19 protein-coding genes are annotated in these 19,279 nt (G+C 66.0%); 17 read left to right on the top strand and 2 right to left on the bottom strand.

Features of this window, described 5'->3' with window-relative positions; all coding sequences use genetic code 11:
- The first annotated feature begins 215 nt into the window (after positions 1–215).
- From sucC to NIBR502771_RS00620, 13 genes are all read left to right on the top strand, one after another.
- Positions 216–1,385, top strand: coding sequence for an ADP-forming succinate--CoA ligase subunit beta (gene sucC, locus NIBR502771_RS00680; protein ID WP_141158019.1), 1,170 nt, complete (start codon positions 216–218; stop codon positions 1,383–1,385).
- Positions 1,386–1,396: 11 nt separating this feature from the next.
- Positions 1,397–2,299, top strand: a complete 903-nt coding sequence (gene sucD / locus NIBR502771_RS00675) for a succinate--CoA ligase subunit alpha (protein ID WP_018769572.1) — start codon at positions 1,397–1,399, stop codon at positions 2,297–2,299.
- A 183-nt stretch (positions 2,300–2,482) separates the two neighbouring features.
- Positions 2,483–3,214: a FadR/GntR family transcriptional regulator gene (locus NIBR502771_RS00670; protein WP_141158018.1), complete on the top strand. Its 732-nt coding sequence runs from the start codon at positions 2,483–2,485 to the stop codon at positions 3,212–3,214.
- Between the two features lie 218 nt (positions 3,215–3,432).
- Positions 3,433–4,782 carry an MFS transporter gene (locus NIBR502771_RS00665; protein WP_141158017.1) on the top strand — a complete coding sequence of 450 codons (1,350 nt, stop codon included), beginning with the start codon at positions 3,433–3,435 and terminating at the stop codon, positions 4,780–4,782.
- Between the two features lie 9 nt (positions 4,783–4,791).
- A complete protein-coding gene (locus NIBR502771_RS00660) occupies positions 4,792–5,568 on the top strand; it encodes an SDR family NAD(P)-dependent oxidoreductase (protein ID WP_141158016.1) in 777 nt (258 codons plus the stop codon).
- Between the two features lie 118 nt (positions 5,569–5,686).
- The gene (locus NIBR502771_RS00655; protein ID WP_141158015.1) at positions 5,687–6,376 is read left to right on the top strand and encodes a GntR family transcriptional regulator; all 690 of its coding nucleotides are present in this window, start codon (positions 5,687–5,689) and stop codon (positions 6,374–6,376) included.
- A gap of 129 nt (positions 6,377–6,505) precedes the next feature.
- A complete protein-coding gene (locus NIBR502771_RS00650) occupies positions 6,506–7,504 on the top strand; it encodes a sugar phosphate isomerase/epimerase (RefSeq protein WP_141158014.1) in 999 nt (332 codons plus the stop codon).
- A gap of 43 nt (positions 7,505–7,547) precedes the next feature.
- The gene (gene dhaL, locus NIBR502771_RS00645; protein WP_141158013.1) at positions 7,548–9,269 is read left to right on the top strand and encodes a dihydroxyacetone kinase subunit DhaL; all 1,722 of its coding nucleotides are present in this window, start codon (positions 7,548–7,550) and stop codon (positions 9,267–9,269) included.
- A gap of 14 nt (positions 9,270–9,283) precedes the next feature.
- Positions 9,284–9,778, top strand: coding sequence for a ribose-5-phosphate isomerase (locus NIBR502771_RS00640; protein ID WP_141158012.1), 495 nt, complete (start codon positions 9,284–9,286; stop codon positions 9,776–9,778).
- Positions 9,775–10,728, top strand: coding sequence for a 3-hydroxyacyl-CoA dehydrogenase family protein (locus NIBR502771_RS00635; RefSeq protein ID WP_141158011.1), 954 nt, complete (start codon positions 9,775–9,777; stop codon positions 10,726–10,728). The genes NIBR502771_RS00640 and NIBR502771_RS00635 overlap by 4 nt, the downstream gene beginning before the upstream one ends.
- 17 nt (positions 10,729–10,745) lie before the next feature.
- On the top strand, positions 10,746–11,513 hold the full coding sequence (locus NIBR502771_RS00630) for an SDR family NAD(P)-dependent oxidoreductase (RefSeq protein ID WP_141158010.1): 768 nt from the start codon (positions 10,746–10,748) through the stop codon (positions 11,511–11,513).
- An 85-nt stretch (positions 11,514–11,598) separates the two neighbouring features.
- Complete coding sequence (locus NIBR502771_RS00625; RefSeq protein WP_141158009.1) at positions 11,599–12,945, top strand: MFS transporter; 1,347 nt, start codon at positions 11,599–11,601, stop codon at positions 12,943–12,945.
- Positions 12,946–12,974: 29 nt separating this feature from the next.
- Positions 12,975–13,793, top strand: coding sequence for a triose-phosphate isomerase family protein (locus tag NIBR502771_RS00620; protein ID WP_141158008.1), 819 nt, complete (start codon positions 12,975–12,977; stop codon positions 13,791–13,793).
- Here the strand turns inward: NIBR502771_RS00620 and NIBR502771_RS00615 are convergent.
- Positions 13,751–14,233 carry an SRPBCC family protein gene (locus NIBR502771_RS00615; protein WP_141158007.1) on the bottom strand — a complete coding sequence of 161 codons (483 nt, stop codon included), beginning with the start codon at positions 14,231–14,233 and terminating at the stop codon, positions 13,751–13,753. The two genes, NIBR502771_RS00620 and NIBR502771_RS00615, sit on opposite strands and share 43 nt — an antisense overlap.
- Entirely contained in the window at positions 14,230–14,589 is a 360-nt protein-coding gene (locus NIBR502771_RS00610) for a helix-turn-helix transcriptional regulator (RefSeq protein ID WP_141161354.1), read from the bottom strand. The genes NIBR502771_RS00615 and NIBR502771_RS00610 overlap by 4 nt, the downstream gene beginning before the upstream one ends.
- Positions 14,590–14,741: 152 nt before the next feature.
- Between NIBR502771_RS00610 and NIBR502771_RS00605 the strand changes: the two genes are divergently transcribed.
- The 4 genes from NIBR502771_RS00605 to iolD all read left to right on the top strand — a co-directional run bounded on the left by NIBR502771_RS00605 (position 14,742) and on the right by iolD (position 19,270).
- Positions 14,742–15,146: a tautomerase family protein gene (locus NIBR502771_RS00605; RefSeq protein ID WP_141158006.1), complete on the top strand. Its 405-nt coding sequence runs from the start codon at positions 14,742–14,744 to the stop codon at positions 15,144–15,146.
- 184 nt (positions 15,147–15,330) lie between these two features.
- On the top strand, positions 15,331–16,347 hold the full coding sequence (gene iolC / locus NIBR502771_RS00600; protein ID WP_141158005.1) for a 5-dehydro-2-deoxygluconokinase: 1,017 nt from the start codon (positions 15,331–15,333) through the stop codon (positions 16,345–16,347).
- Positions 16,344–17,282, top strand: coding sequence for a deoxyribose-phosphate aldolase (locus NIBR502771_RS00595; RefSeq protein WP_141158004.1), 939 nt, complete (start codon positions 16,344–16,346; stop codon positions 17,280–17,282). The genes iolC and NIBR502771_RS00595 overlap by 4 nt, the downstream gene beginning before the upstream one ends.
- Positions 17,283–17,311: 29 nt before the next feature.
- Positions 17,312–19,270, top strand: coding sequence for a 3D-(3,5/4)-trihydroxycyclohexane-1,2-dione acylhydrolase (decyclizing) (gene iolD / locus NIBR502771_RS00590; protein ID WP_141158003.1), 1,959 nt, complete (start codon positions 17,312–17,314; stop codon positions 19,268–19,270).
- Positions 19,271–19,279: the final 9 nt, after the last annotated feature.

Here is a 19,279-nt window from a genome sequence, read left to right as displayed (position 1 = left end):
TTTTCTACCGTCCATAGAATAGTGTGCTTACTCACATAAGGGGTAGTCTGGGACGGCCCGGTCCCTCCAAAGGACTAGAGTTCCCCATGGAGCATTACGCCGCGTGGCTCGTTTCCAGACAGGCCGCCGGTGCGTGCAATCCGCAGCCCGGTCATCGTCGTACAGATGGTGTCCGACTGTACAGAAACTACTTCGACGTAGAAGGACACTAAACCGTGGACCTGTTTGAATACCAGGCGCGCGATATGTTCGAGGCGCACGGTGTACCCGTGCTTGCCGGCATCGTGGCGTACACCCCAGAAGAAGCAAAGGCAGCTGCCGGGAAGATCGGCGGCGTTACCGTTGTCAAGGCACAGGTCAAGGTAGGCGGCCGCGGCAAGGCCGGCGGCGTCAAGGTCGCAAAGTCCGCTGACGAGGCGTTTGAGCACGCCACGAACATCCTGGGCATGGACATCAAGGGCCACACCGTCAAAAAGGTGATGATTGCCCAGGGTGCAGACATTGCCGAGGAGTTCTACTTCTCCGTCCTGCTCGACCGCGCCAACCGCAACTACCTTGCCATGTGCTCGGTTGAAGGTGGCATGGAGATCGAGCAGCTCGCCGTCGAACGTCCCGAAGCGCTGGCCAAGATCGCCATCGATCCCGCCGTGGGCATCGACCAGGCCAAGGCCGACGAAATCGTCGCCGCCGCAGGCTTCGCCGAGGAACTGCGCGGCAAGGTCGCCGCCGTGATCCTGAAGCTCTGGGATGTCTTCAAGAAGGAAGACGCCACCCTGGTGGAGGTCAACCCGCTGGTCAAGACCGGCGCCGGCGACATCGTGGCACTGGACGGCAAGGTCTCCCTGGATGAGAACGCCGACTTCCGGCACGCCAAGCACGCGCAGCTCGAGGACAAGGACGCTGCCGACCCGCTTGAGGCCAAGGCAAAGGCGCAAGACCTCAACTACGTCAAGCTCGACGGCGAAGTAGGCATTATCGGCAACGGTGCAGGCCTGGTTATGTCCACCCTCGACGTCGTGGCCTACGCCGGCGAGAACCACGGCAACGTCAAGCCCGCCAACTTCCTGGACATCGGCGGCGGCGCATCGGCCGAGGTCATGGCCGCCGGCCTGGACGTCATCCTGGGCGACGAGCAGGTCAAGTCCGTGTTCGTGAACGTCTTCGGCGGCATCACTGCATGCGACGCTGTCGCCAAGGGCATCGTCGGCGCACTGGCCGAGCTGGGCCACGCTGCCAACAAGCCGCTGGTAGTCCGCCTCGACGGCAACAACGTCGAGGAAGGCCGCCGCATCCTCAACGAGGCCAACCACCCGCTGGTTACCTTGGCCGCCACCATGGACGAGGGCGCCGACAAGGCCGCCGAGCTCGCCAACGCAGCGAAGTAAAGGGACGCACCATGTCTATCTATCTGAACAAAGACTCCAAGGTCATCGTCCAGGGCATCACCGGCGGCGAAGGCACCAAGCACACCGCCCTGATGCTCAAGGCCGGCACCAACATTGTTGGCGGCGTCAACGCCCGCAAGGCCGGCACCACGGTCCTGCACGGCGACAAGGAAATCAACGTCTACGGCACCGTCAAGGAAGCCATGGCTGAAACCGGCGCCGACGTCTCCATCGTCTTCGTGCCGCCGGCCTTCACCAAGAACGCGGTCGTCGAAGCCATCGAGGCAGGCATCGGCCTGGTCGTGGTCATCACCGAAGGCGTTCCCGTCCAGGACTCCGCCGAATTCTGGGCGCTGGCCCAGTCCAAGGTGGACGCCGACGGCAACCAGGTCACCCGCATCATCGGCCCGAACTGCCCCGGCATCATCACCCCCGGCGAAGCACTGGTGGGCATCACCCCCGCCAACATCACCGGCAAGGGCCCCATCGGCCTGGTCTCCAAGTCCGGCACGCTGACCTACCAGATGATGTACGAACTGCGCGACCTTGGCTTCTCCACCGCCATCGGCATTGGCGGCGACCCCATCATCGGCACCACGCACATCGACGCCCTGGCTGCGTTCGAGGCTGACCCCGAGACCAAGGCCATCGTCATGATCGGTGAGATCGGCGGCGACGCCGAAGAGCGCGCAGCCGACTTCATCAAGGCCAACGTCACCAAGCCGGTCGTCGGCTACGTTGCCGGCTTCACCGCCCCGGAGGGCAAGACCATGGGCCACGCCGGCGCCATCGTCTCCGGTTCCGCAGGCACCGCACAGGCCAAGAAGGAAGCCCTCGAGGCCGCCGGAGTGAAGGTCGGCAAGACGCCGTCCGAGACCGCCAAGCTGCTCCGCGAGGTCTACGCCGCCCTGTAGGCAGCACTTCAGAACGCGGGGCCATCCCCGGGTCCGTTTCCAGTCATGGGACAGACCTGCGGGTGGCCCCGCGTTCGTTGTTTAACAACCGGCGACGACGGCGGGCGGCGCCTGCCCAGCCCCGTCGAGTAATGTTGGCACAGGAAAACAGGGCGCCCCGGGCGCGCAGGCAGGGGATTATCGATGGCAGAAAAACGACCCACGCTGGTCGACGCCGTCGTGGACAAGGTCCTCGAGCACATCATCAGCGGGGACATAAAGGCCGACGACGCCCTGCCGCCTGAGGCTGACATCGCCAAGGAATCGGGTGTCAGCAGGCTGACGGCCCGGGAAGCCATGAAGGTGCTCAAAGCGCAGGACGTTGTCTACGTCAAGCGCGGCCTGGGCACCTTCGTCAACCCGCCGGAGCGCTGGACCGGGCTGGACGCCATCATGCGCGCAGCATCCAGGGGAGTGGCCTCCGACCAGGTGGCCCTGCGCCTGCTGGAAGTCCGCCGCATGGTGGAGACCGGGGCTGCCGAACTCGCTGCCTCCCGCCACCGGCCCGCCGACCTTACCGCCCTGCAGGACAGCGTGGAGCAAATGGAAGCGGCACACCAGGCCGGAGACGTGGACGCGCTGACCGTGGCCGACATCGCCTTCCACGACACCGTGCTGCGGGCCTCCGGAAACCCCTTCGTGCCCGCCCTGCTGGGACAGCTCTCCACCCTGCTGTATGCCATGCGTCGCGAAACCTCGGCATTCCCGGATGTGCAGCGCCATGCCATCCACCACCACAAGATGGTCCTTGCTGCCATCGCGGCCGGCGATCCTGCCACGGCCCGGTCCACCATGGATGCCCACATCACCCAGACCTTTGAGGACTACGAGCAGTTCCTTGCCATGTCCAGCCGGAGCGAAACGACGGCCCGTTAGGATCCCCCCGGTGCAGCCTCCAGGGGGCGGCAGGCAATCCACCAGATCTGCGGAGGGGACTGCCACGCGTCTGGTGTTGACGACCACATTTATCTGTGACTAGAATCTCAGTCAGACATCTGACATCTGATGTCACCCCCGAAAATGCCGCCAGCCAAAGGAGTCGTCATGCGCGCGCATTCCCCTTTTGAGGGTCCCCGCACCACCGGAGGCCTGCGATGACCTCCCGTGCCACTGCCCCCGCACTCAGCCAACTGGGCGAGACCACCCTCCGCAAGGTCCGCCGGCGGCTGATGCCCCTGATCGTCCTCCTCTACTTCATCGCCTACCTGGACCGGAACAACGTGGGCTTTGCCAAGCTCGGCATGCAGGGCGACATTGGCCTGACCGAAGCTGCCTACGGCCTGGGCGCCGGCATCTTCTTCCTCGGCTACGCACTGCTGGAGATTCCATCCAACGGCGGCATGTACCGCTTCGGCGCCCGCAAATGGATCGCCCGCATCCTGATCAGCTGGGGCATCTTCGCCACCGCGATGTTCCTGGTGAACGGTGAAGCCACCTTCTACGTCATCCGCTTCCTCCTCGGCGCGGCAGAGGCCGGCTTCTTCCCGGCGATCCTCTTCTACCTGACGCTGTGGTTCCCGGCAGCGCAGCGCGTGACGGTGCTCGGCATCTTCATCCTCGCCCAGCCCATCTCCAACGCCCTGGGCGCGCCAGTGTCCGGCATGCTCCTGAACCTCGAGGGCGTGGCCGGCCTGCACGGCTGGCAGTGGCTCTACATCCTCGAAGGCATCCCGGCCATCATCCTGGGCATCATTACGCCTTTCGTCATGACGGACCGCCCCGAACACGCCAAGTGGCTCAAGCCGGAAGAACGTGATTGGCTCTCCACCACCATGGCTGCGGAGCTGGCGGACAAGCAGAAGGCCGGCAACCACAACTTCCTCGCCGGCCTGAAGGACTCCCGCACCATTGCCTATTCGGCGCTGTACTTCGGCCTGGTCTGCGGCATCTACGGCCTTGGCCTTTGGCTGCCCACCATCGTTAAGGCGCTCGGAACGTTCGACTCAACGCAGGTGGGATTCATCGTCTTCATCCCGTACGCCATCGCTGCCGTGTTCGTCTACTTCTGGAGCAAGCGTTCGGACCGAACCGGCAACCGCGTTTGGCACGCCAGCGCCAGCATGGTGCTTGCCGCCGTCGGACTCCTGGGCGCCGGCTTCCTGCTCCCCGTCAACGCCGTGCTCGCCATGGTCTTCCTGACCCTGGCAGCAATGGGCATCTACTCCGCAATTGCGCCCTTCCTGGCTATGCCGTCCGCCGCCCTCACCGGCGCCGCGGCAGCAGCCGGACTGGCCATGGTCAACTCGCTCGGCAACCTGGGCGGCTTCGTGGCCCCCTACATCGTGGGCATCCTCAAGGACGCCACCGGAAACTCCCAGACCGGCCTGGTGTTCCTGGCCGCCTGCCTCGCCGTGACTGCCGCCGCCACCTACCTTTACGCACGCAAGCGGCCGGAAGGTGTCTCCGCACCCGGAGCCACCGTTCCTGCCGCCGATACCCACTAGGAAACAGCAATGACTACAGAGCACGCATTCCCCGCAGAACGTACCGCGGTCCTCACCGGGGCGGCATCCGCCCGGGGCATTGGCCGCGCTACCGCAGACCGGCTGGCCAGCCAGGGCTGGTCCATCGCCATCCTGGACATCAACGCCGAAGACGCCAGGGCGGCAGCGGCGGAAATCGGCTCCAGCCGTGCCGTCAAGGCGATCGGCGTAGGCGCCGACGTCTCGGACGAGGCTTCGGTGGACCGTGCCATCACGGAAATTGAGCAGTCCCTTCCGCCCATCGTGGGACTGGTCAACCTGGCCGGAATCAGTTCCCCCACTCCCTTCATGGAGACCACCGTGGCGGAATGGGACAAGGTCTTCGCCATCAACATGCGTGGCACCTTCGTGGTGTCCCAGCGGGTCCTCAAGGGCATGATTGAGCGGGAGCTCGGGCGGATCGTCAGCATCTCCTCCATCTCCGCCCAGCGCGGCGGAGGAACGTACTCCAAGGTCGCCTACAGCGCTTCCAAGGCCGGCATCCTCGGGTTCACCCGTGCCCTGGCGCGCGAAGTCGGTGAGCACAACATTACGGTGAACGCCATCGCGCCCGGCCCGATCGATACGGACATCATGGGTGGAACGCTGAGTGACGAGCGCAAGGCCCAGATGTCAGAGGGGATCATGATGGGCCGGGTGGGAACCCGCGAGGAAGTGGCTGCCCTGATCGCGTTCCTCCTCAGCGAGGATGCCGGCTACATCACGGCCGCGACCTATGACATCAACGGCGGCCTGCAGGTTTCCTGACGTCCGCTTTCCCGGTACCCCGGCGCACGGTGCCGTACGGCCCGCCGGCCGCACGGCACCGCCGCCGCGGTGCGTCATCCGCAACGTCCCGCCCCTGCAGCGGCTATAGGATTTCTACATGGCAACCAAGAGCAAGGCCACCGGCGGGGTGAGCAGGCAGGTCCTCGCGGACCACGTCTACGAGGCGCTTTTGGTTGCCCTTATGGACGGCCGGCTGGAAGCGGGTACGCCGGTCAGCATTGACGGGATGGCCAGGGAGCTGGACGTCTCGCCGACGCCGGTGCGGGAGGCGCTTGCCCGGCTGGAAGCCACCGGCATGGTTCGAAGGATGGCGCTGCGGGGCTACCGGGTAGCCCCGCTGTTTTCTCCGGAAGAGCTGGCGGACCTGATGGACGCCCGGCTTGTGATCGAACCAGCCAACGCCTTCATGGCCTGCAAGCACGCAGACCAGGAGCTCACCGGGCAGCTTCAGCAGGCCATCGAGGACCTGAAAGCCGCGCCGCGCGGCCCGTCCTTTGCCGAGTTCCGGGCCTACTGGGAAGCGGACGAGCGCTTCCACCGGCTCATTGCCGAGTCGGCGGAAAACCAATTCCTGCTGTCCGCCTACAACGCGTTGGGCGGCCAGGTACAGCGTTTCCGCTTCTTCGGTGGCCTGGGCGTAACCGACGCCGACTACGCCATCGCCGAACATACCGAGATCCTCAAGGCCTTTGAAGCCGGCGACGCCGAACTTGCCCGGCAAAAAATGATCGACCACATCGAGGGCGTCAAGCAGCGCTCGCAGCACGACAGCGAAGTGCGCAGCTAGCAGCGCGCCCGGGGTCCGGAAAGGCCCCCAACCCACGACTCCCCCCAGGGAATCCACCCGCAAACCCTTGACAGGATCGCTTATCAGCGTAGATCCTATAGGAAATGCGATTCATGATCTGGAGTGACAATGCCGTACACCGCTGAAAACTGGCCCATCGCCGCCGCCCTGCTGCAGTTCCCCGGAACCCGGCCGGACGGGACCGCCGTCCAGGACGCCCCTGCCAGCGAATGGCAGCAGGTCTTCGAAGAAGTGGCGGACGCCGGTTTCACCAATGCCGACCTCACAGACAGCTGGGTCCGTCCCGGCGACCTTTCCAGCGCCCGGCTGGACGAGCTGAAAGCCGCCGCCACGGCTGCGGGCCTCGGCCTTCCCTCCATCTCCGCGATCCGCCGCAGCGTGATCGAGGAAGGGAACTGGGAGGAAAACCTGGCCTACACCCACCGGACGCTCGAAGCCGCGGCACAGCTTGGCTGCGAGGTTGTCTCGATCGGGCTCCACCAGGCCATTACCCCGGAGCAGCGGAAACAGCTGTGGTTCTGGACCGTCGAAGGCCACAAGGACCCGGTGGGTGACAAGGAAAGCTGGAACAACGCCGTCACCCGCATCCGCGAAGTGGGCAAGCACGCCGCCGAACTTGGCCTGCTGGTGTCGCTGGAGATGTACGAGGACACGTACCTGGGCACCGGCGACTCCTCTGTGCAGCTGGTCCAGGACATCGACCTGCCCAACGTTGGGCTGAACCCGGACCTGGGCAACCTGATCCGCCTGCACCGCCCCATCGAAGACTGGCGGGAGCTGGTGCACAAGACCCTGCCGTACTCCAACTACTGGCACGTCAAGAACTACATCCGCGATGAAGACCAGGCCCGCGACCAGTACGTCGCCATGCCGGCTCCCATGGAATCAGGCCTCATCAGCTACCGCGAGGCGTTCCAGTTCGCCATCTCGGTCGGCTTCCAGGGCGTGATCTGCACGGAGCACTACGGCGGCGACGGCCTGAGCGTGACAGCCGCCAACCAGGACTACCTCCGCCGCCAGGTCCTCCCCAAGCGCGACGGCTACACCCTGGGCACCAGCCTGGTGGCCCAGGGCCGGCAAACCCCCGCGGCAGTCCCTGCACGCTAGCCGGCAGGCTTCCCAACCGATCCAACGGGTTCAACGAGGAATCATGACAAAGATATTTGATGATCCAGCGCAGTTCGCAGACGACGCCCTTGACGGCTTCGTGGCCGCCAACCGCCAGTATGTGGCGCGTGTCGACGGCGGTGTTGTCCGCTCCACCGAATCACCCGCCGGCCAGGTGGCCCTGGTCATCGGCGGCGGCTCCGGCCACTACCCGGCTTTTGCCGGCCTGGTGGGCGCAGGGCTGGCCGCCGGAAGCGCCTGCGGCAATATGTTTGCGTCCCCCTCCGCGGGGCAGGTGTACCGCGTGGCCAAGGCATCCCAGACCGGCGGGGGAGTCCTGCTCAGCTATGGAAACTATGCCGGCGACGTCCTTCACTTTGGCCAGGCCCAGGACAAACTGAACGCCGAAGGAATCGAGACACGGACCGTCTTGGTCACCGATGACATTGCCAGCGCCCCGCTGGAGGAAATCACCAAGCGCCGCGGCATCGCCGGGGACCTGACGGTCTTCAAAGTGGCCGGCGCGGCAGCGGAAGCGGGCCTGGACCTGGACGAGGTGGAGCGCCTCGCCATCAAGGCCAACCACCACACCCGCTCGCTCGGCGTTGCCTTTGCCGGCTGCACCCTTCCCGGGGCAGCCGAACCTTTGTTCACGGTGCCTGAGGGCATGATGTCGGTGGGTCTGGGCATCCACGGTGAACCAGGCATCTCCGGGCAGCCCCTGCCAACCGCCAGCGAACTTGCCCGGCTCCTGGTCGACGGCCTGCTGAAGGACAAGCCGGACGCCGCGGGCACCAGGGTGGTGCCGATCCTGAACGGCCTGGGAACGGTCAAGTACGACGAACTCTTCCTGCTTTTCGGCAAGATCGAGGCGCTGCTGACCGGGGCCGGACTGGAAATCGTGGAGCCGGAGTGCGGCGAGCTGGTGACCAGCCTGGACATGTCCGGGCTGTCCCTGACGCTGTTCTGGCTGGACGCGGAACTGGAGACATTCTGGGCAGCGCCTGCCGACACCCCTGCCTTCCGCAAGGGCAACCTGGCTCCGCGCCGGGCCCGCTCCGTGGAGGCACTCGCCGAAGCTGGAACGGCGCCCGCGCTGGCCGCTACGCCGGCATCGACTGCCCTGGCCGCGACGGCGGTGGGCGCGCTGAAGGAAGCCCGGTCCGTCGTCGTCGAACACGAGGACGCGCTTGGCAAACTGGACGCTATCGCCGGGGACGGCGACCACGGCATCGGCATGCGCCGCGGCGTTGATGCCGCCGTTGCCGCCGCAGAGAAGTCCCACGCGGCCGGCGCCGGGCTCGAGGAACTCCTCACGGCGGCGGGCGAGCAGTGGGCCGAGCGTGCCGGCGGCACCTCCGGCGCCCTGTGGGGCGCGGCCGTCGCCGCCGTCGGCAAAACCTTGGGCAGCAAGGATTCCTACACCGCCTCGGATGCGGCCGCAGCCGTCAACGCCCTCCGCGATGCCATCATCACCCTGGGCAAGGCGGAAGCCGGGGACAAGACCATGGTGGATGCGCTGCTTCCGTTCGCCGAGACCTTCACCCGCGCAATTGACGACGGCGGCAGCCTGGCCGCAAGCCTCCGTGCGGCAGCGGAGGCGGCAGCAAAAGCCGCTGACGAGACCGCCGGGCTCAGCCCGAAGAAGGGCCGGGCACGCCCGCTGGCCGAAAAGAGCCTGGGCCATCCCGACCCCGGTGCTGTGTCCTTCGGCCTCATCGCCCGGCGGCTGGCCGATTACGCCGCCACCATCGAAAGCCACTAAAGGAGAGAACCCTGATGACTGAGCAATCCCAGCCGGGCTGGCGCATCGTTGTCGGCAATGACGAAGCCGGTGTCGAATACAAGAATGCCCTGCGCAAACTGCTGGAGGCGGACCCCCGCGTCGCGTCGGTGGAAGACGTGGGGGTTGGCGCCGACGACACCACGGCCTACCCGCACCTGGCCGTCGCCGCCGCCCGCAAAGTGGCTGCCGGCGAAGCGGACCGCGCCCTGCTGATCTGCGGCACGGGCCTGGGCGTCGCCATCTCCGCCAACAAGGTGCCGGGCATCCGGGCCGTCACAGCGCACGACAGCTACTCCGTGGAACGCTCCGTGCTGTCCAACAACGCACAGGTCCTCACCATGGGCCAGCGCGTCATTGGCCTTGAACTGGCCAAGAAGCTGGTGGGCGAGTGGCTCAACTACCGCTTCGATGAAAACTCCGCATCCGCGGCCAAAGTAGACGCCATTTCCTCCTATGAGGACGCGTCGGAAGGACTTGAGGACAAATGACCACTCGCAACATCGCCGTCGTCGGCTCAGGCTACATGGGCGGCGGGATCGCCCAGGTCCTGGCACTGGCAGGAGCCCGCGTGGCACTCGCCGACGTCTCCGCCGAAATCGCCCAAAGCAACTACGAGCGGCTTTTGAAGGAATCCGACGAATTCGTGGCGGCCGGCCTCTTCCCGGCCAACGCCACGGACCTGCTCAAGGAAAACCTTTGGGCCGCCAAGGACATCGAAGAAGCCGTGGCCGGCGCCGAATACATCGAGGAGGCGGTGCCGGAGATCCTCGAGATCAAGCACGCCACTTTGGGCCGGATCAGCGCCGCCGCCCGGCCGGACGCCATTATCGGTTCCAACACCTCCACCATCTCCATCGCCAAGCTCGCCGAAGTGGTGGAGAATCCGGAGCGCTTCCTGGGCGTCCACTTCTCCAACCCGGCCCCCTTCATCCCCGGTGTGGAAGTCATACCGCACGAAGGGACCTCGGAGGCCACGGTCCAGGCCGCGCGCACCATCGTGGGGGAGACCGGCAAGGAAACCGCCACCGTCAAGGACGTCACCGGCTTCGTGCTGAACCGGCTCCAGTACGCCCTGTTCCATGAGGCAGCCCAGGTCGTGGAGGAAGGCATTGCCACCGCGGAGGACGTGGACACCCTGGTCCGCACCACCTTCGGCTTCCGGCTGCCGTTCTTCGGGCCGTTCGCGATCGCCGACATGGCCGGCCTGGACGTTTACGCGTTCTGCTACAAGTCCCTCCAGACGGGGTTCCCGGAACGGTTCGCCACCCCGAAGATCCTGCAGGAAAAGGTCGACGCCGGCCAGCTGGGCACCAAGACCGGGTCCGGATTCCTGGACGTCCCGGCAGACCGGACCGCCGCCCTGGTTGCCTACCGGAACAAGGCGTACGTCGCCATGCAGAAGCTCATTGAAGAGCTGGGCCCGGCCCCGCTTTCCTGATCCCTAAGGAACCCTCCATGACAGCATTTCCCACAGACCGCACGGTGATCGTTACCGGCGCCGTCTCCGAGCGCGGCATCGGGCGCGCCACCGCGGACTACCTTGCAGAGCGCGGCTGGAACATCGGCGTGATCGATATCGACGACGCAGCCTGTAAGGCCGCGGCCAAGGAGCTTGCCGAAAAACACGGAATCAAAGCCCACGGTGCCGGTGCAGACGTCAGCGACGAGGCGTCGGTCCGGGCGGCCATCGACGGGATCGAGGCCGAACTTCCGCAGCTTGTGGCCCTCGCCAACATTGCCGGCGTGAGCTCCCCGGTGCCGTACCTTGAGCTGGACGCCGCCGAATGGGACCGCGTACTCAGCATCAACCTGAACGGTGTCCACTACGCCACCCGTCGCGTGGCCGAATCGATGGTCAAGAACCGGGTGGGCCGGATCGTCAACATCTCCTCCGTCTCGGCGCAGCGCGGCGGCGGAACCTTCAGCAAGACCCCGTACTCGGTGGCCAAGGCCGGCGTCATCGGCCTGACCCGCGCCACCGCCCGCGAGCTGGGCCCGTACGACATCACGGTCAACGCGATCTCACCCGGTCCGATCGACACCGACATCATGGGCGGCACCCTCAGCGAGGAACGCAAGGATGAACTCGTCAAGGACCTGGTGGTGAACCGGGTGGGCTCCACCCGCGACATCGCGGCGGCCATTTCCTTCCTCATCGGCGAGGACGCCGGCTACATCTCCGGCCAGACGCTGAACGTCGACGGCGGCCTGTACATGCACTGACGGCACCCCAACCAGGGTGCCACCACAAGCCCCGCGGACCGCCGGCCCGCGGAACCACCAACGTCACCACTCGAAGGAGAGTGTCGTGTCCGAAACCACCGCAACATCCAAGGAACTCCTGGCCCGTCCGGTCCTGAAGTCCGCGATTTCCAAGGCAGCCCGCCGGCTTATGCCGATGCTGGTCATCCTGTACGTCGTGTCCTTCCTGGACCGCACCAACGTCGGCTTTGCCGAGGCCGCCCTAGGGGCGGACAAGGGGGTGTCTGCCGCGGCCTTCGCCCTCGGCGCCGGCATCTTCTTCATTGGCTACGCGCTTTTCGAGATTCCCAGCAACCTGCTGCTCAAGAAGGTCGGCGCCAAGATCTGGCTGGCGCGCATCGCCATCACCTGGGGCATCGTCTCGGCATGCTTCGCGTTCGTGCAGGGCGAGACCTCGTTCGTGATCCTGCGTTTCCTCCTGGGCGTAACCGAAGCCGGGCTGTTCCCCGGTGTGATCATGTACCTCGCCGAATGGTTCCCCAACAAGGTGCGCGTGCAGATGTTCGCCATCTTCTACCTGGCCCAGCCGTTCTCCCAGATGATCGGCAACCCCCTCTCCGGCTGGCTGATCAACATCGGCGACCAGGTGCCGGGACTGCGTGGCTGGCAGGTCATGTTCTTCGTTGAGGGCCTGCTGGCCGTCCTGGCCGGCATCGCGGCGTTCTTCTTCCTGATCAACGGCCCCGCAAAGGCCAAGTTCCTTAACAGCGAGGAAAAGTACGCGCTGAAGGAGGTCATGGCCCTGGAGGACACCATCAAGGACGAGACCGGGCCCCGCGGCATCCTCGCCGCCATGCGCAACGGCCGGGTCTGGTACTTCACCGTGATCTACTTCTGCCTGCAGGTCGCAGTGTACGGCGTGACGTTCTTCCTGCCGCAGCAGGTGTCCTCGCTGACCGGACAGAAGGTGGGGCTCGCCGTCGGCCTGCTCATCGCCGTCCCGTGGTTCTTCGGCATCTTCTCCTGCTACTTCATCGGCAAGGCCGCGGACACGGTGGCCAAGCGCCGCAAGTTCGGCACCGTCCTGTTTGTCTCCACCGGCCTGTGCATCTTCGGGTCGGCCTGGGCAGGTACCAACCACCAGCCCGTCCTGGGCATGATCTTCATAACCCTGGCCGTCTGCAGCTTCCTGGCCGTGGGCCCGGTGGTGTGGTCCTATCCCACCGCGTTCCTTGCCGGGTCTGCTGCCGCCGCAGGTATCGGACTGATCAACTCCCTGGGCAACCTGGGCGGCTTCGTGGCACCCATCCTGCGGACCGCAGTCAATGAGGCCACCCAGTCGCCAACGGGTTCCATGGGCGTCTACGCCCTGGGCGTCCTGCCGTTCGTGGCGGCGGCGATGATGTTCGCCACCAGGCGGTTCAAGAACAAGGCCGACGACCTGCTCGACTGAGCGCTCCACACCATCCACGCAAGGAAACCATGAGCACCTCCGGCAGCAGCACAGGCAACAGCCCCCTTTACATCGGTGTCAGCACCAAGATGTACCTGGGCTACCAGGCAAGCCTGCGCTGGCTGTCGGAGGTGCGTTCCATCGTGGACAACAGGCCCGGACTGGGCATGAATTCTGCCACGGAGTCCCCGGTCCGGGTCTTCGTCATCCCTTCCTTCCCTGTCCTGGAGCCCGCCGCGCGGATCCTGGCAGGTTCGCCCGTACTCCTCGGCGCGCAGAACTGCGCCTGGGGCGACGGGCCACTGACCGGTGAAGTCAGCCCCGGCATGCTGGCCGAACTTGGCGTCTCCCTCGTCGAGATCGGCCATGCCGAACGCCGCAAACTTTTCGCGGAGGACGACGCCGTGGTGGCACGCAAGGTTCGTGCCGCCGTCGAACAGTCCCTCACCCCGCTGCTCTGCATCGGCGAGCCGGACAGGCTCGACGACGGAGCTGCCGCCGCCTTTTGCGTGCAACAGGTCCGCGCCGCCACGGACGGCGACCCCGCCCTGCTGAACCGCCTGGTCCTGGCCTACGAACCAGTCTGGGCCATCGGTGCGGAGGAGCCCGCCCCACCGCACCACGTCAACGCCGTCCTGGCGCGGATCCGTGCAGAGCTTGGCCCTGCCTGCCCCCTTATCTACGGCGGCAGCGCCGGGCCCGGACTGCTTCCCCGGCTGCCGGCCGCGGACGGACTCTTCCTGGGCCGTTTCGCCCACGATGCCGACAACCTTGGCCGTGTGCTGGACGAAGCCCTCCTCCTGCGTCAGACCGATGCGCCCGCCAACAGTTCGTCCAGCCGCTCGTAGCCTTCGGACATGCCACCCTCCATGCCTGAGTGCAGCATGCCGTCGCGTGCCTCCATGCTCTGGTACATGGCGTGGCCCCGCAGCCGGCACCGGCCGCCGTCGAGCTCCTCGAACGTCATGGACTCCAGGCTGACCGAGTCCGGATAGCCGCCGAACTCGAAGGTCTGCAGGGCGAACTCGTTCTCGCGCACCGTGTGGAAGATGCCACGGAATTCGTACGGCACCCCCTCCGGGCCGGTATGGATATACCGGTAGCTTCCGCCCGTGCGGAAGTCGTAGTGGTCCATTTCCATCTTCATGCCCCGCGGGCCAAGCCATTGGACCACCAGTCCCGGGTCCTTGTGGGCCCGGAACACGTCCGCGACCGGAAAGTCGAACTCACGCTCGAAGTCGATGTAGGGGAGCCCCTCGGGGGCGGTGATCTTCAGTTCGTTGGTCATTTCCTGTCCTTTGCCTTTGGCGCCGTTTGCCCGGCGCTGGATTCAAGCACCGCATCGAGGCTGCGGAACTGCCCTTCGCGGACCAGCCTGTACTGGTCGATCCAGGCAGTGAGCGCCTCCAGCCGTGCAGGGTTCAGGTGGACGGGCCGGCGCTGGGCGTCCCTGCTGCGGGTGACCAAATTTGCCTGCTCGAGTACCTGGATGTGCTTCGAAACTGCCTGTTTGGAAATCTCGAAGGGTTCGGCCAGGTCATTGACGGTGGCCGGACCACGGCTCAACCGGGCGATGATGCGTCGACGAACGGGGTCGGCCAGGGCAAGGAAAGCCACGTCCAAAGCCGCGTCGTCATCCGCCACGATTCCCACCCTCTCATAATCAACCTAAATATTTATAAACCTCTAGGTTGATTAATACTAGGCCTGCCTGTCATCATCCGCAAGAGGTGTCTTGCGATATCAAAATCGCGTTTGTTAGTATGTCAGCACAAACTACGTGAAGGAGAAGCTCCATGCCATTGGTTCGCATTGACGTTAACGAAGGCCGCACCGCGGGCGAGCTGCAGCAGCTGAGCCGCGGAATCCACGACGCGATCCTTGCGGAGTACGGCATTCCGGAGCGGGACTACTTCCACATCCTTACCGAGCACCCGCGGGGGCAAATCTTCGCGCAGGACGCCGGACTGGGGTTCGAGCGCACCGGGGGAGTGGTGATGATCCAGATCTTCACCCAGGGCGGCCGGTCCCAGGAGGCCAAGCAACAGCTCTTTGCTGCAGTGGCTGAAAAGCTTGCCGAAGTTGGGGTTGCCGGCGAGGACGTCTTCATCGGCTATGTCGAAAATACTGCCGGCGACTGGTCTTTCGGCTTTGGCCGCGCCCAGTACGTGACGGGCGAATTGGCCGTTCCGCGGAAGTAGCGCGGGCGTGCCCATCCGGGGTGGCTTGTTCGAATCCATGTTGTAAGTATGTCAGTACAAACCTTTGACAGGACATTCGATTTAGGGCAAAGTAGTCCGTGTGGCCCACGCCACGGCCTGCCAGTCCCGGACCTCCTGCTCCGCAAAGGACCCGAGTTCCACACCAGAAAGGTCCACGATTCCCGTGACCCACGAGCTTCTTACGATCGGGCGCATCAGCGTTGATATCTACCCGAACGACATCGGGGTTGGCCTGGAGGACGTCAACTCCTTCGGCAAATACCTGGGCGGTTCACCGTCCAACGTCGCCGTCGCCGCTGCCCGGCACGGCCGCCGGACGGGCGTCATCACCCGCACCGGGGACGATGCGTTCGGCACGTACCTCCACCGGGAACTGCACAAGTTCAACGTCGACGACACATTCGTTACGCCGGTCGCCGGCCTGCAGACACCGGTGACATTCTGCGCGATCAAGCCGGCCACAGACGAGTTCCCGCTGTACTTCTACGGCCGCTTCCCTACCGCTCCGGACCTGCGGATCAAGGCTGAAGAGCTGGACCTGGATGCCATCCGCGGGGCCGGCATCTTCTGGTCCACGGTGACCGGCCTGTGCCAGGAACCTTCCCGGTCCGCGCACATCGCTGCCCATGAGGCCCGTCCCCGCACCGGCCTGGCCGAGGGGCAGTTCACCATCCTGGACCTGGACTACCGGCCCATGTTCTGGGCCTCCGAGGATGAAGCCCGCGCAGAAGTGGCCAGGATCCTCCCGCATGTCACCGTCGCCATCGGCAATGACAAGGAATGCGCCGTGGCCGTAGGGGAGGGAACCCCGGACGAGCAGGCGGACCGACTGCTGGCCGCCGGCGTCGAGATCGCCGTGGTCAAGCTCGGTGCCGAAGGCGTGATGGCCAAGACGCGTACCGAGCGCGTGGTCTCCGCCCCCGTCCCGGTGGAAACCCTCAACGGCCTGGGTGCCGGTGATTCGTTCGGCGGCGCGTTCTGCCACGGGTTGCTGTCCGGCTGGCCGCTGGAGCAGGTCCTGGACTACGCCAACGCCGCCGGTGCCATTGTGGCCTCCCGCTTGTCCTGCGCCGATGCGATGCCGACGCCCGGCGAGGTCACCTCGCTGCTGGCCGAACGCGGCCGTACCGTGCCGGGTACGGTCTCAGGCGCTTCAATTCCCGAAGGAGCAGCACTGTGACCCTCACGCCCCTCGCCTCGAACCACGCCGTGGACGACGATCCGCGCCGCTACGCGCACTTGACCACCATCCGTCTGGAAGACCCTGACGCTGTGGCCCGCGCCGCGAAGGCGCGCCGCCGCCACCCTGGCCTGAAGGCCGGCCGGCAGAACTTCATCGTCGCTGCCGACCACCCCGCCCGCGGCGCCCTGGCTGTCGGCAGCGATCCGGTGGCCATGGCGGACCGCCGGCAGCTGCTGGACCGGCTCCAGATTGCCCTGGCCAACCCGGCCGTTGACGGTGTCCTGGCCTCCCCGGACATCATGGACGACCTTCTGCTGCTGGGCGCCCTGGACGGCAAGCTGGTGTTCGGATCGATGAACCGCGGGGGGCTGTCCGGCCTGGTGAACGAGTTCGATGACCGCTTCACCGGCCACACCGCCGCCGCTTTGGCGGCCCTTGGTGCGGACGGCGGCAAGATGCTGACCCGTATCTGCCTGGGCGACCCGGACACCGTGGTGACCCTGGAAGCGACAGCGAAGGCCATCGACTCGCTGGCAGAGCGGAAACTCATCGCCATGGTGGAGCCCTTCCTGTCGGTCCGCGAGAACGGCCGTGTCCGCAACGACCTGTCTCCCAACGCGGTCATCAAGTCCATCGCCATCGCCGAGGGCCTGGGGTCCACGAGCGCGTACACCTGGATGAAGCTTCCCGTGGTGGCGGAGATGGAACGCGTCATGGCCGCCACCACCATGCCCACCGTCCTGTTGGGCGGTGACCCGGACGGGTCCCAGGACGAGGTCTTCGCCACCTGGGGTGCCGCGCTGGCTCTGCCCGGGGTCCAGGGCCTCACCGTCGGCCGGACCCTGCTCTATCCCGCGGACGGGGACGTCGCCGGCGCTGTTGCCGCGGCAGCCTCGCTCCTGCACCACACCACTGAACTCGCGGAGAACTAGCCATGGGCACAACAACAGGAACGCGCAGAATGACGGTGGCGCAGGCCGTCGTCGAATACCTTTCCCGGCAGTACACCGTGGACACGGTGGGCGGCGTTGACTACCGTGAGCGGCTCATTCCGGGCATGTTCGGGATCTTCGGGCACGGCAACGTGGCCGGCGTGGGACAGGCGCTGAAGCAGTACCAGCAGCTGGACCCGGCCCTGATGCCGTACTACCAGGGCCGGAACGAACAGGCCCAGGTCCACCAGGCAGTTGGCTACGCCCGGCACACCCGCCGCCGCCAGACCTACGCGGTCAGCACCTCGATCGGCCCGGGTTCCTCGAACCTGCTGACCGGTGCCGCGCTGGCCACCACCAACCGGCTTCCGGTGCTGCTGTTGCCGTCTGACACGTTCGCCACCCGTGCGGCAGACCCCGTACTGCAGCAGCTGGAACAGCCCTACTCCTACGACCTCACGGTCAACGACGCGTTCCGGCCGCTGTCCAAGTTCTTCGACCGCGTCACCCGCCCCGAGCAGCTGTTCTCCGCGTTCCACCACGGCGTGCGCGTGCTGACCGACCCGGCCGAGACCGGCGCCGTGACCATCTCGCTGCCGCAGGACGTCCAGGCCGAGGCCTTCGACGTCCCGGCGGAATTCCTGGCCGAGCGCGAGTGGCGGATCCGCCGCCCGGAGGCCGACAACGACGACATCGCCCGCGCCGCGGCCGCTATCCGGGCTGCCAAGCGTCCACTGATCATCGCCGGAGGCGGAGTCCTCTACGCCTACGCCAACGATGAACTCACGAAGTTCGTGGAGCTGACCGGCATCCCGGTGGGCAACACCCAGGCAGGCGTCGGCGTCCTGCCCTGGGACCACCAATTCTCCCTCGGTGCCATTGGCTCCACAGGCACGACGGCGGCCAACGCCATCGCCGCCGAGGCGGACCTGATCATCGGCATCGGCACCCGCTACGAGGACTTCACCACCGCGTCACGGACCGCGTTCCAGAACCCGGATGTGCGCTTCGTGAACATCAACGTCGCCCCGATCGACGCGTACAAGCACGGCACCACGCTGCCGATCGTCGCCGATGCCCGCAAGGCACTGGTGAAGCTCAACGCCGCCTTGGGCGGCTACCGGGTCGGGGCGGACCTGGAACAGAAGATCGCCGCGGAGAAGAAGCGCTGGAACGCCACCGTGGACGAGGCGTTCGACACCCGCTATACCCCGCTGCCGGCGCAGAACGAGATCATCGGCGCCACCAACCGGGCCATGGACGCCCGCGACGTTGTCGTCTGCGCGGCCGGGTCCCTGCCCGGGGACCTGCACAAGATGTGGCGCGTGCGGGACCCGTTCGGCTACCACGTCGAATACGCCTACTCCTGCATGGGCTACGAGATCCCCGGTGGCCTGGGCGTCAAGCGTGCAGCGATCGCCGAAGCGGCCGGCACGACGGCGGCAGGCGCCCTTGGCGGGGAAGCCGCCCAGGTGCGGGACGTCGTCGTAATGGTGGGGGACGGCTCCTACCTGATGATGCACACCGAACTGGTCACCGCCGTCGCCGAACGCATCAAACTGATCGTGGTCCTGATCCAGAACCACGGCTACGCCTCCATCGGCTCCCTGTCCGAATCCCTCGGGTCCCAGCGGTTCGGCACCCAGTACCGGGCCCTGAACGAGGAACAGCACAGCTTCGACGAAGGTGAGACCCTGCCCGTGGACCTGGCCCTGAACGCCGAGTCCCTGGGCGTGAAGGTCATCCGGATCGAACCGGGGGAGAAGGTCATCGCTGAACTCGAACAGGCCATCCGCGACGCGAAGGCCGCCCCGGAGAACAGTGGCCCGATCCTGATCCACGTCGAATCCGACCCCCTCCTGGACGCGCCGTCCTCCGAGTCCTGGTGGGACGTCCCCGTCTCCCAGGTCGCCGAACTGGAATCCACTAAACAGGCCTTCCAGACCTACGTCGACCACAAGAACCGCCAGCGCAAACTGCTCGGCTGACCCCTCATC

Origin of the sequence: Pseudarthrobacter sp. NIBRBAC000502771 (genome assembly GCF_006517215.1) — a bacterium.
In the GTDB taxonomy this organism is placed as follows: Bacteria; Actinomycetota; Actinomycetes; order Actinomycetales; family Micrococcaceae; genus Arthrobacter; species Arthrobacter niigatensis.
This window is presented reverse-complemented; position numbering and strand designations above follow the sequence as displayed.

Coding starts and splice junctions, on each gene's coding strand:
- NIBR502771_RS00660 (WP_141158016.1), top strand. CDS start 4,792: ATGACTACAGAGCACGCATTCCCCGCAGAACGTACCGCGGTCCTCACC.
- sucD (WP_018769572.1), top strand. CDS start 1,397: ATGTCTATCTATCTGAACAAAGACTCCAAGGTCATCGTCCAGGGCATC.
- iolD (WP_141158003.1), top strand. CDS start 17,312: ATGACGGTGGCGCAGGCCGTCGTCGAATACCTTTCCCGGCAGTACACC.
- NIBR502771_RS00670 (WP_141158018.1), top strand. CDS start 2,483: ATGGCAGAAAAACGACCCACGCTGGTCGACGCCGTCGTGGACAAGGTC.
- NIBR502771_RS00665 (WP_141158017.1), top strand. CDS start 3,433: ATGACCTCCCGTGCCACTGCCCCCGCACTCAGCCAACTGGGCGAGACC.
- NIBR502771_RS00615 (WP_141158007.1), bottom strand. CDS start 14,233: ATGACCAACGAACTGAAGATCACCGCCCCCGAGGGGCTCCCCTACATC.
- NIBR502771_RS00605 (WP_141158006.1), top strand. CDS start 14,742: ATGCCATTGGTTCGCATTGACGTTAACGAAGGCCGCACCGCGGGCGAG.
- dhaL (WP_141158013.1), top strand. CDS start 7,548: ATGACAAAGATATTTGATGATCCAGCGCAGTTCGCAGACGACGCCCTT.
- NIBR502771_RS00655 (WP_141158015.1), top strand. CDS start 5,687: ATGGCAACCAAGAGCAAGGCCACCGGCGGGGTGAGCAGGCAGGTCCTC.
- NIBR502771_RS00635 (WP_141158011.1), top strand. CDS start 9,775: ATGACCACTCGCAACATCGCCGTCGTCGGCTCAGGCTACATGGGCGGC.
- NIBR502771_RS00630 (WP_141158010.1), top strand. CDS start 10,746: ATGACAGCATTTCCCACAGACCGCACGGTGATCGTTACCGGCGCCGTC.
- NIBR502771_RS00640 (WP_141158012.1), top strand. CDS start 9,284: ATGACTGAGCAATCCCAGCCGGGCTGGCGCATCGTTGTCGGCAATGAC.
- NIBR502771_RS00620 (WP_141158008.1), top strand. CDS start 12,975: ATGAGCACCTCCGGCAGCAGCACAGGCAACAGCCCCCTTTACATCGGT.
- NIBR502771_RS00650 (WP_141158014.1), top strand. CDS start 6,506: ATGCCGTACACCGCTGAAAACTGGCCCATCGCCGCCGCCCTGCTGCAG.